The sequence below is a fragment of the Allobosea sp. 10L417 genome, assembly GCF_056395485.1.
Window position 1 is genome coordinate 127320 of record NZ_JBFTJP010000007.1, and the last position, 13903, is coordinate 141222.

The window sequence follows — 13903 nt, forward strand, 5'->3', positions numbered from 1 at the left end:
CATCTCACCCGCGGGTCACAAGATACCAAGTCACCAGCCCGGCGACGCCGATCAGCATCGCGAAGGCATAGTGATAGAGATAGCCGGTCTGCAGCCGGACCACCCGATTGGTCACATCGACCACGCGTGCCGAGATGCCGTCCGGTCCGAGGCCGTCGATGACCAGGCCATCGCCCTTCTTCCAGAGGAAGCGGCCGAGCCATTTCGCCGGGCGCACGAACAGGAAGTCGTAGAGCTCGTCGAAGTACCACTTGTTCAGCAGGAACTGGTACAGCGCCGGGTTCGCAGCCGCGAGCTTGCCCGGAATGTCCGGCCGGCGGACATACATCCAGTAGGCGAGCACGAAGCCGATCACCATCGCCACGAACGGCGATGCCACCACCCACTTGGGCACCTCGTGCATGGTGTGCAGGATGTGGTTGTCCTTGCCCATGAACAGGGACGACTTCCAGAAATGCTCGAAGTCGTGGCCGACGAAGTATTCCTTGAAGGCGACGCCAGCGAAGATCGCACCGACCGAAAGCAGGGCGAGCGGCAGGAGCATCACCCAGGGGCTCTCATGCGGCGTGTGATCATGGCCGTGGCCGTGATCGTCGTGGCCGTGCGCATGATCGTCGTGACCGTGCGCGGCATGGGCATGGTCGTCGTGACCATGCGAGTCATGGCCATGGCCCCAGCGCGGTGCGCCCTCGAAGGTCATGAAATAGAGCCGCCAGGAATAGAAGGACGTCATGCAGGCGGCGACGACCAGCAGGATGAAGGCATAGGAGCTGGCGAAGCCACCATGCCCGACCGAGGCATAGGCGCTCTCGATGATCGCATCCTTCGAGAAGAAGCCGGCGAAGCCGAAAACCGTCCCGGGGATACCGACGCCGGTCAGCGCCAGGGTGCCGATCGTCATCGCCGCCGCGGTCAGCGGGATGTGCTTACGCAGGCCGCCCATGCGGCGCATGTCCTGCTCGTGGTGCATCGCGTGGATGACCGAGCCGGCGCCCAAGAAGAGCAAGGCCTTGAAGAAGGCGTGGGTGAAGAGGTGGAAGATGCCGGCGCCGTAATTGCCGACGCCGAGCGCGACGAACATGTAGCCGAGCTGCGAGCAGGTCGAATACGCGATGACACGCTTGATGTCGTTCTGCACGAGGCCGACCGTCGCGGCGAAGAAGGCCGTGGTCGCGCCGATGACGACGACGACGGTGAGTGCGACGGGAGCATACTCGAAGAGCGGTGACAGGCGCGCCACCATGAAGACACCGGCAGTGACCATGGTCGCGGCATGGATGAGGGCCGAGACCGGGGTCGGGCCTTCCATCGCGTCCGGCAGCCAGGTGTGGAGCAGGAACTGGGCCGACTTGCCCATCGCGCCGACGAACAGCAGCAGGCAGGTCAGGGTCAGTGCGTTCCAGTCATAGCCGAGGAAGCGGAAGCCCTGGTTCACGAACTCGCCGGCGCGCGGGAAGATCGCGTCGAAGGCGACCGAGCCGAACAGCACGAAAACCAGGAACATGCCGAGCGAGAAGCCGAAGTCGCCGACGCGGTTGACGATGAAGGCCTTCATCGCCGCGGCATTGGCCGAAGGCTTCTGGTACCAGAAGCCGATCAGCAGATAGGAGGCGAGACCGACGCCCTCCCAGCCAAAGAACATCTGGACGAGATTATCCGCCGTCACCAGCATCAGCATCGCGAAGGTGAACAGCGAGAGATAGGCGAAGAAGCGCGGCCGGTGCGGATCCTCGTGCATGTAGCCGATCGAGTAGAGGTGCACGAGCGACGACACGGTGTTGACGACGACCAGCATCACGGCGGTCAGCGTGTCCACGCGGAAGGCCCAGTCGACCTGCAGGCTGCCGGAGGAAATCCAGCTGGCAACCTGGATGCGCGTCGTGCCGGAGCCGAAGCCGACCTGGACGAGGGCAACCCAGGACAGGATTGCCGAGACGATGAGCAGCGAGGTCGTGACGATCTCGGAGCCGCGCGCGCCGATCAGCCGGCCGAAGAGGCCGGCGATCAGGAAGCCGATCAGGGGGAGGAAGACGATCAGGTGATACATGGTCGTGAGGTCCAGGCGCCAGGCAGCGCTCAGCCTTTCATCATGTTGATGTCTTCCACCGCGATCGTGCCGCGGTTGCGGAAGTAGACGACGAGAATGGCGAGGCCGATCGCGGCCTCAGCCGCCGCCACCGTGAGCACCAGCAGCGCGAAGACCTGTCCGACGATGTCGTTCAGGAAGCTCGAGAAGGCGACGAAGTTCAGGTTGACCGAGAGCAGGATGAGCTCGACCGACATCAGGATGACGATGACGTTCTTGCGGTTGATGAAGATGCCGAGCACGCCGAGCGTGAACAGGATGGCGCTGACGGCGAGATAATGGCCCAGTCCGATCGTCATCATGCCATCTCCTCGGGAACGCCGGCGCGCGAGGGCACCTGCTTGACCTCCATCGCCGCGTCCTTGGTCCGGGCGTTCTGGGTCGGGACGTGCTGGCGCTTGATGCCGTGGCGCTCGCGCAGCGTCAGCACGATCGCGCCGATCATGGCGACCAGCAGCACGAGACCCGCCGCCTGGAAGTAGTAGACATACTGGGTGTAGAGCACGCGGCCGAGCGCCTCGGTATTGGTCATGCCGGCGGGGATCGCGGCGACCGGCGCCTTGACGATCTGCGGGTCGATCACCCAGGCGCCGACGACCAGCAGCAGTTCGACGGCGAAGATGAAGCCGATCAGCGCCCCCACCGGCAGATAGTTCAGGAACCCCTGGCGGAACTCGGCGAAATCGACGTCGAGCATCATCACAACGAAGAGGAAGAGCACCGCGACCGCGCCGACATAGACGACCACCAGCAGCATCGCGAGGAACTCGGCGCCGAGCAGCATGAACAGCCCGGCCGCATTGACGAAGGCCAGGATCAGGAACAGCACCGAGTGCACGGGATTGCGCGAGGCCACCACCATGAAGGCGGATGCCACGGTAACGCCTGCAAAGAGATAGAAGAAAGCCGCTGCGGCATTCATCTCGGCCAGCCCTTCCCGCCCCTTTTCGGCGCGGTCCTCGTTTGGTTCGTGCGCCGGGACTCAGGGAGCCCGGAGCAATTTGGAGCGTCTATAAACAGGCCCTCCGGACGCGACAACCGCGCGGCGGGTCTGGTCTCGTTCTAGGACGTCATTCTCGGGCGAAGCGAAGCGCAGACCCGAGAATCTCTGGCAGAACGAGGCGTCGGAGCCTCTTCCTGCACGAGATGCTCGGGTCAAGCCCGAGCATGACGGCAGCTACCGATAGGGCGCATCCATCGCGATGTTGCGCGCGATCTCGCGTTCCCAGCGCGCGCCGTTCGCGAGCAGCTTGTCCTTGTCGTAGAACAGCTCCTCGCGGGTCTCGGTCGCGAACTCGAAATTCGGCCCCTCGACGATGGCATCGACCGGGCAGGCCTCCTGGCAGAAGCCGCAATAGATGCACTTCGTCATGTCGATGTCGTAACGGGTGGTGCGGCGCGTGCCGTCGTTGCGGCGCGGGCCGGCCTCGATGGTGATGGCCTGCGCCGGGCAGATCGCCTCGCAGAGCTTGCACGCGATGCAGCGCTCCTCACCGTTCGGATAGCGGCGCAGCGCGTGCTCGCCACGGAAACGCGGCGAGAGCTGGCCCTTCTCGAACGGGTAGTTCAGCGTCGCCTTCGGCTTGAAGAAGTAGCGCATCGACAGGCCGATCGCCCCGACGAACTCCTTCAGCAGCAGGCCCCTTGCGGCTTGCGCGAGTGACATCGCCTTCGTCCTTCCATCCTCAGCCGAACAAAGTCCGGCCAATCACGAAACCCAGGATCGGCGTGAAGCCGATCGTCATTGCCATCAGCGCCCACCGCAGGATGCGGATGCGGCGCTCATAATCATTCTTCTCAGCCTCGGTCGTGGAGTGATCCGTGCGCCTGAGCGCCCCGATCACCACGGCCGTCATCAGCCGGTATTCTAGCAGACCCAGCCCGAACCCGATCAAGGCACCGAGCCAACCCGCCATATTCATGCCGTCAGCAGCCCGAGCCACTGAACAGCCTTGTATCCGCCGAAGCCACCGACAACCGCGGCGGCCACCGCCCCTCCGAGCGCCACGGCCAGCGCATCGAATATCCGGCTTCGCCGCGCCCACCAGCACGCCGAGCCGTAAAGAACCAGTGCTGCGATCATGCCGAATGCAATTCCGGAGATCGCGGCCAAACTCATCCGCCGACCGGACCCCAGCCCGTCAGCTGCAGCACCAGCGCCACCAGAACGACGCTCGCGATCGAAAGCGGCAGGAAGACCTTCCAGCCCAGGCGCATCAGCTGATCGTAGCGGTAGCGCGGCACGAAGGCCTTCACCAGCGCGAACATGAAGAAGACCAGGCAGATCTTGAGCGCGAACCAGAACACGCCGGGCAGCCAGGTGAAGGGCGGCAGCGCGACCGGCGGCGCCCAGCCACCGAGGAACAGGATCGTCGTCAGTGAGCACATGGTCATGATCGCCACGTATTCGCCGAGCATGAACAGCAGGTACGGCGTCGAGGAATACTCGACCATGAAGCCCGCTACGAGCTCCGATTCCGCCTCGGCCAGATCGAAGGGCGGCCGGTTCGTCTCGGCCAGCGCCGAGACGAAGAAGACGACGAACATCGGGAAGAGCGGCAGGAAGTACCAGTTCAGGATGCTGAGCCAGGGAACGCCGAGCGCATGGGCGAGCCCGCGGTTCTGCTGGGCTTCGACGATGGCGGATAGGTTCAGCGAGCCGACGCAGAGCAACACGGTGATGATGACGAAGCCGATCGAGACCTCATAGGACACCATCTGCGCCGCCGAGCGCAGAGCGCTCATGAACGGATATTTCGAGTTCGACGCCCAGCCGGCCATGATGATGCCGTAGACGCCGAGCGAGGAGATCGCGAGGATATAGAGCACGCCGACATTGATGTCGGCGATGGCCCAGCCTTCCGCCACCGGGATCACCGCCCAGGCGCCGAGCGCCAGCAGGCAGGAGATGAAGGGCGCCAGCAGGAAGAGCCCCTTGTTCGCGCCGGCCGGGATAATCGGCTCCTTGAGCGCGAACTTGATCAGGTCCGCGAAGCTCTGGAACAGACCCCAGGGACCGACCACGTTCGGGCCGCGGCGCAGTTGCACCGCCGCCCAGACCTTGCGGTCGGCGAGCAGGATATAGGCGATGAAGACCAGTAGGCAGACCAGCAGCAGCAGGCTCTTGCCGAGGATGATCGCGATATCGAGGACGAGGTCCCAGTTCATGGCCGGTTACTCCGCCGCCTGCTGGTGCCGGCCCGAAGCCAGCGCCGAGCATTCCGCCATCACGGCAGAGGCACGTGCGATCGGGTTGGTCTGATAGAAGTCGCTGACGGCCGGGGCGAAGCCCGCCTTGTCGGTCTTGCCGCCGAGGCCGGCGAGCTTGCCGATCTCCGCCGCGTCGTTGGCCGGGAGGCCGTCGAGCGCCGCGAAATGCGGGTGCGCCTCGTAGAGCGCCTTGCGCAGGCCGGACAGCGAGTCGAAGGGCAGCGTCTTGCCGAGCGCCGCGGAGAGCGCACGCAGGATCGCCCAGTCCTCGCGGGCGTCGCCCGGCGGGAAGGTGGCACGATCCGCCATCTGCACCCGGCCTTCGGTGTTCACATAGGTGCCGGACTTTTCGGTATAGGCCGCGCCCGGCAGGATGACGTCGGCGCGGTGAGCGCCCTTGTCGCCATGCGTGCCCTGATAGACCACGAAAGCGCCTTCCGGCACCTCGATCTCGTCGGCGCCGAGCAGGAAGAGCACGTCGAGCGCGCCCGGCTGGGCCATAGCGGCCGCATCCAAACCACCCTCGCCTGGCACGAAGCCGAGATCGAGCGCACCGGCGCGGGCGGCGGCGGTGTGGATCACGCCGAAGCCGTTCCAGCCCTCGGTCATCGCGCCCAGCGACTGCGCCGCCTTGGCGGCTAGCGAGAGCACGGCCTCGCCATCGGCGCGGGCAAGAGCCCCCTGCCCGATCAGCACCATCGGCTTGCCGCCGGCGGCGGCGGCCGACTTGACGATATCGGCCAGCGTCTCCGGGCCGGCGCCGAGATAGTCGTAGGAGTAGGTCAGGTCGGCCTTCTCGCCGATGACACCGATCTTGAAGTCGCCGCGCAGCCAGCGCTTGCGGATGCGGGCATTCAGGATCGGCGCCTCGCGGCGCGGGTTCGAGCCGATGATCAGCAGCGAGGTCGCATCTTCGATGCCGGCGATGCCGGCGTTGAGGACATAGGATGCGCGGCCGAATTTCGGATGCAGCTTGGTGCCGTCCTGGCGGGCGTCGAGATTGGCCGAGCCGAGCGCGGCGATCAGCGCCTTCAGCGCGAACATCTCCTCGACCGCGGCGAGGTCGCCGGCGATGGCGCCGATCCTCTCAGGGCTCGCGGCCTTCACCTTGCTGGCGATGGCGGCGAAGGCCTCGTTCCAGCTTGCCGGACGCAAACGGCCGTTCTCGCGGATATAAGGCCGGTCGAGGCGCTGGGTCTTGAGGCCGTCGGCGACATGGCGGGTCTTGTCGGAGATCCACTCCTCGTTCACCGCCTCGTTGAGGCGGGGCAGGATGCGCATCACTTCCTTGCCGCGCGAGTCGACGCGGATCGCCGAGCCGACGGCGTCCATCACATCGATGCTCTCGGTCTTCGAGAGCTCCCAGGGCCGGGCCTTGTTCTGGTAGGGCTTGGATGTCAGCGCGCCGACCGGGCAGAGATCGACGATGTTGCTCTGCAACTCCGACGACATCGCGTGCTCGAGATAGGTGGTGATCTCCATGTCCTCGCCGCGGCCGATGGCGCCGAGATCGGAGGCGCCGGCGACCTCGGTGGTGAAGCGGACGCAGCGCGTGCACTGGATGCAGCGCGTCATCGTCGTCTTGACCAGCGGGCCGATATACTTGTCCTCGACCGCGCGCTTGTTCTCGGCGAAGCGCGAGGTATCCGCGCCATAGGCCATGGCCTGGTCCTGCAGGTCGCACTCGCCGCCCTGGTCGCAGATCGGGCAATCCAGCGGGTGGTTGATGAGCAGGAACTCCATCACCCCTTCGCGGGCCTTCTTGACCATCGGCGACTTGGTCGAGACGACCGGCGGCTCGCCGTTCGGGCCGGGGCGCAGATCGCGCACGCCGATGGCGCAGGAGGCCTGCGGCTTCGGCGGGCCACCCTTCACCTCGACGAGGCACATGCGGCAGTTGCCGGCGATCGAGAGCCGCTCGTGGAAGCAGAAGCGCGGCACCTCGACGCCCGCCGCCTCGCAGGCCTGGAGCACCGTGTGCTCGGCGGGTACGTCGACCTCGATGCCGTCGATGAGGAGTTTCGTCATGGTCTCACTCCGCCGCCATCAGGCGCACAGGCTCGCTGTGCGGGTTGGCGGCATAGTCGTCGATGCGCTGCTCGATTTCGTGACGGAAATGCGCGATCAGGCCCTGGATCGGCCAAGCCGCGGCATCGCCGAGCGCGCAGATCGTGTGGCCCTCGATCTGCTTGGTGACGTCGAGCAGCATGTCGATCTCGCGCTTCTGGGCGCGGCCTTCCGCCATGCGCTCCATGACGCGCCACATCCAGCCCGTGCCTTCGCGGCAAGGCGTGCACTGGCCGCAGCTCTCATGCTTGTAGAAATGGCTGATGCGGGCAATGGCGCGGACGATGTCGGTCGACTTGTCCATCACGATCACCGCCGCCGTGCCGAGGCCGGAGCGCAGCTTCGAAAGCGAGTCGAAATCCATCGGCGTGTCGATGATCTGCTCGGCCGGCACCATGCGCACCGAGGAACCGCCGGGGATGACCGCCTTCAGATTGTCCCAGCCGCCGCGGATGCCGCCGCAATGCTTTTCGATCAGTTCGCGGAAGGGAATGCCCATCGCCTCTTCGACGTTGCAGGGCTTGTTCACATGGCCGGAGACGCAGAAGAGCTTGGTGCCGACATTGTTCGGCGTGCCGATCGACGAGAACCAGCTCGCGCCGCGGCGCAGGATGGTCGGAGCGACCGCGATCGACTCGACGTTGTTCACCGTGGTCGGGCAGCCATAGAGGCCCATATTGGCGGGGAATGGCGGCTTCAGCCGCGGCATGCCCTTCTTGCCCTCGAGGCTCTCCAGCAGCGCCGTCTCTTCGCCGCAGATATAGGCGCCGGCGCCATGATGCACATAGAGATCAAAGGGATAGCCGTGGACGTTGTCCTTGCCGATGAGCTTGGCCTCATAGGCCTCGTCGACGGCGCGCTGCAGCGCCTCGCGCTCGCGGATATATTCGCCGCGGATATAGATGTAGGCCGCATGCGCGCCCATGGCGAAGGAGGCGATCAGGCAGCCCTCGACCAGCGTATGCGGGTCGTTGCGCATGATCTCGCGGTCCTTGCAGGTACCGGGCTCCGACTCGTCGGCGTTGACGACGAGATAGTGCGGGCGCCCGTCGCTCTGCTTCGGCATGAACGACCATTTCAGTCCGGTCGGGAAGCCGGCGCCGCCGCGGCCGCGCAGGCCGGACTTCTTCATCTCGTCGATGATCCAGTCCCGGCCCTGCTCCAGCAGGAACTTGGTGCCATCCCAGGCGCCGCGCTGGATCGCACCCTTCAGGGTACGGTCGTGCAGGCCGTAGAGATTGGTGAAGATGCGATCGCGATCTGCGAGCATGTCCTAGTGCCTCACTCTGCCGGCTTGTCGCCAAGCTTCGACTCCGGGCGCCAGCCCGTCGCGAGCTTCTTCGACTGAGCAATCCAGTCGTCACGCACCGCCCTGCCCTTGAAGCCGGTCAGGCGTGCATCGACCCAGGCGAGCTCCGCCGGTGTCCATTTGGCGATCTGGTCGTAGTGCCAGATCCCCATCTCATTGAGCATCTTGGCCAGCTTCGGCCCGACGCCCCAGATCAGTTCGAGATCGTCACCCTCGCCGCCGCGCGCAGCGGTCAGCAGCTCGGGCTTGCTCTCCTCGACGGCGGGCTCGGGCTTGCTCTCCTCGACGGCGGGCTCGGCCTTTGTCGCAACGGCAGGCTTGGCAGCCTCGGCAACATCCTTCTTCTCGACCTTGCCCTTGGCGGCCGGCGTATCGTTGGCGGCGCTGGAAGGCTGGGTCGGCTCGGACGGCTTCGGGCGGGCGGCGGCGGCCGTCTCGCTGGCGGGCTTTTCGGCGACAGCGGCCGGCGTGGCCTCGGCCTTCTTCGCCTCGGCTTCTGCAGCCTTCTTCGCTTCCGCCTCGGCGGCAGCCTTGGCGGCAGCGGCTTCGGCAGCAGCCTTGCGCTGCTCGCCAATGCGCCTCTGCCAGTCGCCGGCGCCGATCATCGAGCCGTCATAGAGGGCCTTGTCGGTCAGAGTCTGCGGGCCACCTTCCGGCTCGGAGCCGGTGCGGCCATTCTGCGGGCCGGGCTTGGTCGGGCGGCCATTGCGGAGATCGTCGAGGAGCTGGCGGAAATTCGCCGGCGTCAGGTCCTCGTAGTAGTCGACATTGATCTGTGCCATCGGCGCGTTGCAGCAGGCGCCCAAGCACTCGACCTCGAGCCAGGAGAGCTTGCCGTCGGCGGTCACGGTCGATTGCGGGCCGATGACGTCCTCGCAGACCTTCTTCAGCGCTTCCGCGCCGCGCAGCGCGCAGGGCGTCGTGCCGCAGAGCTGAACGAAGAACTCGCCCCCCGGCTGCAGGTTGAACATGGTGTAGAAGGTCGCGACCTCCAGCACCCGCATCGGCGCCATGCCCAAGCGCTTGGCGACGGTCTCGATCACGGCCCGCGAGACCCAGCCCTCCTGCTCCTGCGCCTTCCATAGCAGCGGGATGACGGCGGAAGCCTGGCGGCCGGCCGGATACTTGGCGATCTGCTGGTCGATCCAGTTCTCGTTCGCCGCGGTGAAGGCGAAGGAGGCCGGTTGGACAGGATCAGGCGCGAGACGACGGACGGACATTAGCGGTCCACCTCACCAAAGACGATATCAAGGGAGCCGAGGATCGCGGAGACGTCGGCGAGCATGTGCTTGCGGCACATGAAATCCATGGCCTGGAGATGGGCGAAGCCCGGGGCCTTGATCTTGCAGCGATAGGGCTTGTTGGTGCCGTCCGAGACCAGATAGACGCCGAATTCGCCCTTCGGCGCCTCGACGGCGGCATAGACCTCGCCGGCCGGCACCTTGTAGCCCTCGGTGTAGAGCTTGAAGTGGTGGATCAGCGCTTCCATCGAACGCTTCATCTCGCCGCGCTTGGGCGGCACCATCTTGCCGTCGAGCGAAGAGACCGGGCCGCCGCCATCGGCTGCCAGCAGCTTCTCGCAGCACTGCTTCATGATGCGCACCGACTGGCGCATCTCTTCCATGCGGATGTGGTAGCGGTCGTAGCAGTCGCCGTTCTTGCCGACGGGAACGTCGAATTCCATCTCCTCGTAGCACTCATAGGGCTGCGACTTGCGCAGATCCCATGGCGCGCCGGAGCCGCGCACCATCACGCCAGAGAAGCCCCATTTCCAGCAGGTCTCAAGATCGACCACGCCGATATCGACGTTGCGCTGCTTGAAGATGCGGTTGTCGCTGAGCAGTCCTTCGAGGTCATCGCAGACCTTGAGGAACGGATCGCACCATTCGGCGATGTCGTGGATCAGCGAGACCGGGATGTCCTGGTGCACGCCGCCGGGGCGGACATAGGCCGCGTGCATACGCGCGCCGCAGGCCCGCTCGTAGAAGATCATCAGCTTCTCGCGCTCCTCGAAGCCCCAGAGCGGGGGCGTGAGGGCGCCGACGTCCATCGCCTGCGTGGTGACGTTCAGCAGATGCGAGAGGATGCGGCCGATCTCGGAATAAAGCACGCGGATGAGCTGACCGCGGCGCGGCACGGTCACGCCGGCGAGACGCTCGACCGCGAGCGAATAGGCATGCTCCTGATTCATCGGCGCGACATAGTCGAGCCGGTCGAAATAGGGCAGCGCCTGCAGATAGGTCTTGGCCTCGATCAGCTTCTCGGTGCCGCGATGCAGCAGGCCGATATGCGGATCGACGCGCTCGACCACCTCGCCGTCGAGTTCCAGCACGAGTCGCAGCACGCCATGCGCCGCCGGGTGCTGCGGACCGAAGTTGATCGAGAAGTTGCGGATATTATGCTCGGACATCTCTTAGCCCCGTCTCGGGTCGAGAAATTTGTTGGCGGCAGGGTCCGCGACAATCCGCTGCCGCATCGTCGCGCAGCCCCCGGGCCGCTTGGACAAACGCTCGGCTTCCGCTTCCGCCTTCTTGACGGCCTCGGGACCGGCGGCCTCCTGCCCTTCCAGGGCGAGATCGCGGAACGAGGAGGACTGGAGGAAGAAGCTCAGCCGCAGCTCCTTCGGACAGGCGGCGGCCCAAATGCGCGCAGCCGGAACCTCGACACCAATCTCACCCAGAGTGAAGCGAGCCTTGCTGCCGTCATGCAGCGTGATCTGGCCGACGCTGGTCGAAGCATCGCGGTTGGGCCCGATCCTGCTGGCAGGCTGGCAAGCCGACAAGCCGACACCGACCAGGGCACAGGCCGCCACGGTCAGGTTGCTGAGGTTGCGCCCGCTCATTGCCGGCCTTCCTGCTGCGCCTGGAAGCGCGCCATCACGTCTGCGCCCGTCAGCCGCGGGCGCTCGCCGGCGAAGTCGTAGAGCGCCGGCTTCTCGTCGATGAAGATCTCTTCGAGAAACGCGAAAGAGCTGGTGTCGTCGAAGCTCTGGAAGGCCACAGCGACATGGTCCCCGCCCTCGCGCAGCCGCCAGAACAGGCTCGAACCGCAATTGCGACAGAACTGGCGCATGGCCCAGTCGGAAGAGACATAGCTACCGACTTGGCTCTCGTCCTCGATTGCCACTTCGCCGCAGGGCACGGCCATGAAGACCCCGCCGCTCCAGCGCCGGCACATGCCGCAATGGCAGACGTCCATCTCGCGCTTCGTCGGCACGGCGCTGAACCGCACCGCGCCGCACAGGCAGCCGCCGGACAGTTTTTCCGCGCCGGCCGCCATCACGCCCCCTTCGCCTTCTCGTCACCGGGCAGCACGTAGTCCGTGCCTTCCCAGGGCGAGAGGAAATCGAAGTTGCGGAATTCCTGGTTGAGCTTCACCGGCTCGTAGACGACACGCTTCTGCTCGTCGTCGTAGCGCACCTCGACGAATCCGGTCAGCGGGAAGTCCTTGCGCAGCGGATAGCCCTCGAAGCCGTAATCGGTGAGGATGCGGCGCAGGTCCGGGTGGCCGGAGAAGAGGATACCGTAGAAATCGTAGGCTTCGCGCTCGAACCAGTTTGCCGCCGGGAAGACGTCGACGACGGAGGGAACGGGCGTCGCCTCGTCGGTCTGCACCTTCACGCGGATGCGGCGGTTATGGTGCGGCGCCAGCAGATGGTAGACCACGTCGAAGCGCTTCTCGCGGCCCGGATAATCGGCGCCGGCGATATCGGTGAAATTGACGAAGCGGAAGCGCGGATCGCTGTAGAGCACCCGCAGGACCTCGACGATCGTAGCTGCCTCGGCATGAACCGTCAGCTCGTCGAAGGCGACGACCGCCTCCGTCACCGCGCCGGGCAGCGCGGCCTTGATCTCTTCGCCGAGTTTTACGAGCGCTTCGCTCATCGTTTCACCTTCATCGCCTGCAGCATCGACCGACGGAGCGCTCAGCGCTCGATCGTGCCGGTGCGCCGGATCTTCTTCTGCAGCAGCAGCACGCCGTAGAGCAGCGCCTCTGCCGTCGGCGGGCAGCCCGGGACGTAGATGTCGATCGGGACGATGCGGTCGCAGCCCCGCACCACCGAATAGCTGTAGTGGTAGTACCCGCCGCCATTGGCGCAGGACCCCATCGAGATGACGTAGCGCGGCTCCGGCATCTGGTCGTAGACCTTGCGCAGGGCCGGAGCCATCTTGTTGGTCAGCGTCCCCGCGACGATCATCACGTCGGACTGGCGAGGTGAGGCGCGCGGCGCGAAGCCGAAGCGCTCGACATCGTAGCGCGGCATCGAGAGCTGCATCATCTCGACGGCGCAGCAGGCCAGACCGAAGGTCATCCACATCAGCGAGCCCGTGCGAGCCCAGTTGATCAGATCGTCGGTGGCGGTGACGAGAAAGCCCTTGTCGGCCAGCTCGTTGTTGATCTCGACGAAGAACGGATCACGCGTGCCGACCGGCTTGCCGTCCGGGCCGAGAAGCCCCCGCGGTGCCGGCGCGACGAGCGGGTCGCCGCGATCGATCGCTGTGATTGCCATGACCTAATCCTCGTGAACCTTTGCCTGCCAGATATGAAGCGGAAGTCCGCCCGCGATCCGACAGTCAGTCCCACTCCAGCGCGCCCTTGCGCCACTCGTAGACGAACCCCACGGTCAGCACGCCGAGGAAGATCATCATCGACCAGAAGCCATACCAGCCGAGCTTGCCGAAGGCGACGGCCCAGGGGAACAGGAACGCGACCTCGAGATCGAAGATGATGAAGAGAATCGAGACCAGGTAGAACCGGACGTCGAACTTCATGCGGGCATCGTCGAAGGCATTGAAGCCGCATTCGTAGGCCGAAAGCTTTTCCGCATCCGGCTTCGAATAGGCGATCGCGAAGGGGGCGATCAGCAGGGCCAGGCCGATGACCGCCGAGACGCCGATGAACAGCACCAGCGGGAGATAGTCGGTCAGAAGAGACTGAACCGGGAGAGCTTGCATGGTCGAACTCACTTCGGACGGCCGCGTAACGGCTCGCTGCCCAGTCGCTTAGACCCTCGATTAGAATGAAGCAAGACTCCGCCGCGCCGCACAATCGCGCGAGCGGGTTGAATGCAGCGCAGGATGGGGCAGAATTCGTCTGCGTCCGCACACTCTCTCCGCCATTCCGGGCGGAATTCCGTCGGAAACGCGTATTTTCAGCCGCTGTGACGGGCACAAGCCCGTTCGCCGTGCCGAATCGTTCCCGGCCGGCAAGCCTGCCACGCCCGAAAGGCC

16 protein-coding genes are annotated in these 13903 nt (G+C 65.4%); all 16 read right to left on the reverse strand.

What is annotated here, in order from left to right; genetic code table 11:
* Window positions 1–4 precede the first annotated feature (4 nt).
* The 16 genes from nuoL to AC1DE3_RS18045 all read right to left on the reverse strand — a co-directional run bounded on the left by nuoL (window position 5) and on the right by AC1DE3_RS18045 (window position 13627).
* Window positions 5–2047, reverse strand: coding sequence for an NADH-quinone oxidoreductase subunit L (nuoL, locus tag AC1DE3_RS17970; RefSeq protein WP_476778614.1), 2043 nt, complete (start codon window positions 2045–2047; stop codon window positions 5–7).
* Between the two features lie 29 nt (window positions 2048–2076).
* Window positions 2077–2385, reverse strand: a complete 309-nt coding sequence (gene nuoK, locus AC1DE3_RS17975) for an NADH-quinone oxidoreductase subunit NuoK (RefSeq protein WP_061968159.1) — start codon at window positions 2383–2385, stop codon at window positions 2077–2079.
* The gene (locus AC1DE3_RS17980; protein WP_441512676.1) at window positions 2385–3008 is read right to left on the reverse strand and encodes an NADH-quinone oxidoreductase subunit J; all 624 of its coding nucleotides are present in this window, start codon (window positions 3006–3008) and stop codon (window positions 2385–2387) included. Before AC1DE3_RS17980 ends, nuoK begins: the two co-directional genes overlap by 1 nt.
* A gap of 255 nt (window positions 3009–3263) precedes the next feature.
* Window positions 3264–3752: an NADH-quinone oxidoreductase subunit NuoI gene (gene nuoI / locus AC1DE3_RS17985; protein WP_038367698.1), complete on the reverse strand. Its 489-nt coding sequence runs from the start codon at window positions 3750–3752 to the stop codon at window positions 3264–3266.
* Between the two features lie 19 nt (window positions 3753–3771).
* Window positions 3772–4008, reverse strand: a complete 237-nt coding sequence (locus AC1DE3_RS17990) for a hypothetical protein (protein ID WP_476852622.1) — start codon at window positions 4006–4008, stop codon at window positions 3772–3774.
* Complete coding sequence (locus AC1DE3_RS17995) at window positions 4005–4199, reverse strand: hypothetical protein (protein ID WP_476778616.1); 195 nt, start codon at window positions 4197–4199, stop codon at window positions 4005–4007. The genes AC1DE3_RS17990 and AC1DE3_RS17995 overlap by 4 nt, the downstream gene beginning before the upstream one ends.
* Before the next feature lie 2 nt (window positions 4200–4201).
* Entirely contained in the window at window positions 4202–5254 is a 1053-nt protein-coding gene (gene nuoH / locus AC1DE3_RS18000) for an NADH-quinone oxidoreductase subunit NuoH (protein ID WP_441512679.1), read from the reverse strand.
* A gap of 6 nt (window positions 5255–5260) precedes the next feature.
* The gene (gene nuoG / locus AC1DE3_RS18005) at window positions 5261–7324 is read right to left on the reverse strand and encodes an NADH-quinone oxidoreductase subunit NuoG (RefSeq protein WP_476778617.1); all 2064 of its coding nucleotides are present in this window, start codon (window positions 7322–7324) and stop codon (window positions 5261–5263) included.
* Window positions 7325–7328: 4 nt separating this feature from the next.
* Window positions 7329–8633, reverse strand: a complete 1305-nt coding sequence (nuoF, locus tag AC1DE3_RS18010) for an NADH-quinone oxidoreductase subunit NuoF (protein ID WP_441512681.1) — start codon at window positions 8631–8633, stop codon at window positions 7329–7331.
* Window positions 8634–8644: 11 nt separating this feature from the next.
* The gene (nuoE, locus tag AC1DE3_RS18015) at window positions 8645–9892 is read right to left on the reverse strand and encodes an NADH-quinone oxidoreductase subunit NuoE (protein ID WP_476778618.1); all 1248 of its coding nucleotides are present in this window, start codon (window positions 9890–9892) and stop codon (window positions 8645–8647) included.
* Entirely contained in the window at window positions 9892–11082 is a 1191-nt protein-coding gene (locus tag AC1DE3_RS18020; protein ID WP_476778619.1) for an NADH-quinone oxidoreductase subunit D, read from the reverse strand. Before AC1DE3_RS18020 ends, nuoE begins: the two co-directional genes overlap by 1 nt.
* A 3-nt stretch (window positions 11083–11085) precedes the next feature.
* Window positions 11086–11514, reverse strand: coding sequence for a hypothetical protein (locus tag AC1DE3_RS18025; RefSeq protein ID WP_441512684.1), 429 nt, complete (start codon window positions 11512–11514; stop codon window positions 11086–11088).
* Window positions 11511–11951, reverse strand: coding sequence for a GFA family protein (locus AC1DE3_RS18030; RefSeq protein ID WP_441512685.1), 441 nt, complete (start codon window positions 11949–11951; stop codon window positions 11511–11513). The genes AC1DE3_RS18025 and AC1DE3_RS18030 overlap by 4 nt, the downstream gene beginning before the upstream one ends.
* On the reverse strand, window positions 11951–12556 hold the full coding sequence (locus tag AC1DE3_RS18035; RefSeq protein ID WP_476778620.1) for an NADH-quinone oxidoreductase subunit C: 606 nt from the start codon (window positions 12554–12556) through the stop codon (window positions 11951–11953). Before AC1DE3_RS18035 ends, AC1DE3_RS18030 begins: the two co-directional genes overlap by 1 nt.
* Before the next feature lie 41 nt (window positions 12557–12597).
* Window positions 12598–13182 (reverse strand): NuoB/complex I 20 kDa subunit family protein, encoded by a 585-nt coding sequence (locus AC1DE3_RS18040; RefSeq protein WP_149128770.1) that lies wholly within the window; start codon window positions 13180–13182, stop codon window positions 12598–12600.
* Window positions 13183–13246: 64 nt separating this feature from the next.
* Window positions 13247–13627: an NADH-quinone oxidoreductase subunit A gene (locus AC1DE3_RS18045; RefSeq protein WP_441512687.1), complete on the reverse strand. Its 381-nt coding sequence runs from the start codon at window positions 13625–13627 to the stop codon at window positions 13247–13249.
* Window positions 13628–13903 lie beyond the last annotated feature (276 nt).

Excerpts from the sequence above, each read along its gene's own strand:
- nuoL (WP_476778614.1), bottom strand. The coding sequence starts at position 2,047 with ATGTATCACCTGATCGTCTTCCTCCCCCTGATCGGCTTCCTGATCGCC.
- nuoG (WP_476778617.1), bottom strand. The coding sequence starts at position 7,324 with ATGACGAAACTCCTCATCGACGGCATCGAGGTCGACGTACCCGCCGAG.
- AC1DE3_RS18030 (WP_441512685.1), bottom strand. The coding sequence starts at position 11,951 with ATGGCGGCCGGCGCGGAAAAACTGTCCGGCGGCTGCCTGTGCGGCGCG.
- nuoI (WP_038367698.1), bottom strand. The coding sequence starts at position 3,752 with ATGTCACTCGCGCAAGCCGCAAGGGGCCTGCTGCTGAAGGAGTTCGTC.
- nuoK (WP_061968159.1), bottom strand. The coding sequence starts at position 2,385 with ATGACGATCGGACTGGGCCATTATCTCGCCGTCAGCGCCATCCTGTTC.
- AC1DE3_RS18020 (WP_476778619.1), bottom strand. The coding sequence starts at position 11,082 with ATGTCCGAGCATAATATCCGCAACTTCTCGATCAACTTCGGTCCGCAG.
- AC1DE3_RS17980 (WP_441512676.1), bottom strand. The coding sequence starts at position 3,008 with ATGAATGCCGCAGCGGCTTTCTTCTATCTCTTTGCAGGCGTTACCGTG.
- AC1DE3_RS18035 (WP_476778620.1), bottom strand. The coding sequence starts at position 12,556 with ATGAGCGAAGCGCTCGTAAAACTCGGCGAAGAGATCAAGGCCGCGCTG.
- nuoH (WP_441512679.1), bottom strand. The coding sequence starts at position 5,254 with ATGAACTGGGACCTCGTCCTCGATATCGCGATCATCCTCGGCAAGAGC.
- AC1DE3_RS17990 (WP_476852622.1), bottom strand. The coding sequence starts at position 4,008 with ATGAATATGGCGGGTTGGCTCGGTGCCTTGATCGGGTTCGGGCTGGGT.
- nuoF (WP_441512681.1), bottom strand. The coding sequence starts at position 8,633 with ATGCTCGCAGATCGCGATCGCATCTTCACCAATCTCTACGGCCTGCAC.
- AC1DE3_RS18040 (WP_149128770.1), bottom strand. The coding sequence starts at position 13,182 with ATGGCAATCACAGCGATCGATCGCGGCGACCCGCTCGTCGCGCCGGCA.
- nuoE (WP_476778618.1), bottom strand. The coding sequence starts at position 9,892 with ATGTCCGTCCGTCGTCTCGCGCCTGATCCTGTCCAACCGGCCTCCTTC.
- AC1DE3_RS18025 (WP_441512684.1), bottom strand. The coding sequence starts at position 11,514 with ATGAGCGGGCGCAACCTCAGCAACCTGACCGTGGCGGCCTGTGCCCTG.
- AC1DE3_RS18045 (WP_441512687.1), bottom strand. The coding sequence starts at position 13,627 with ATGCAAGCTCTCCCGGTTCAGTCTCTTCTGACCGACTATCTCCCGCTG.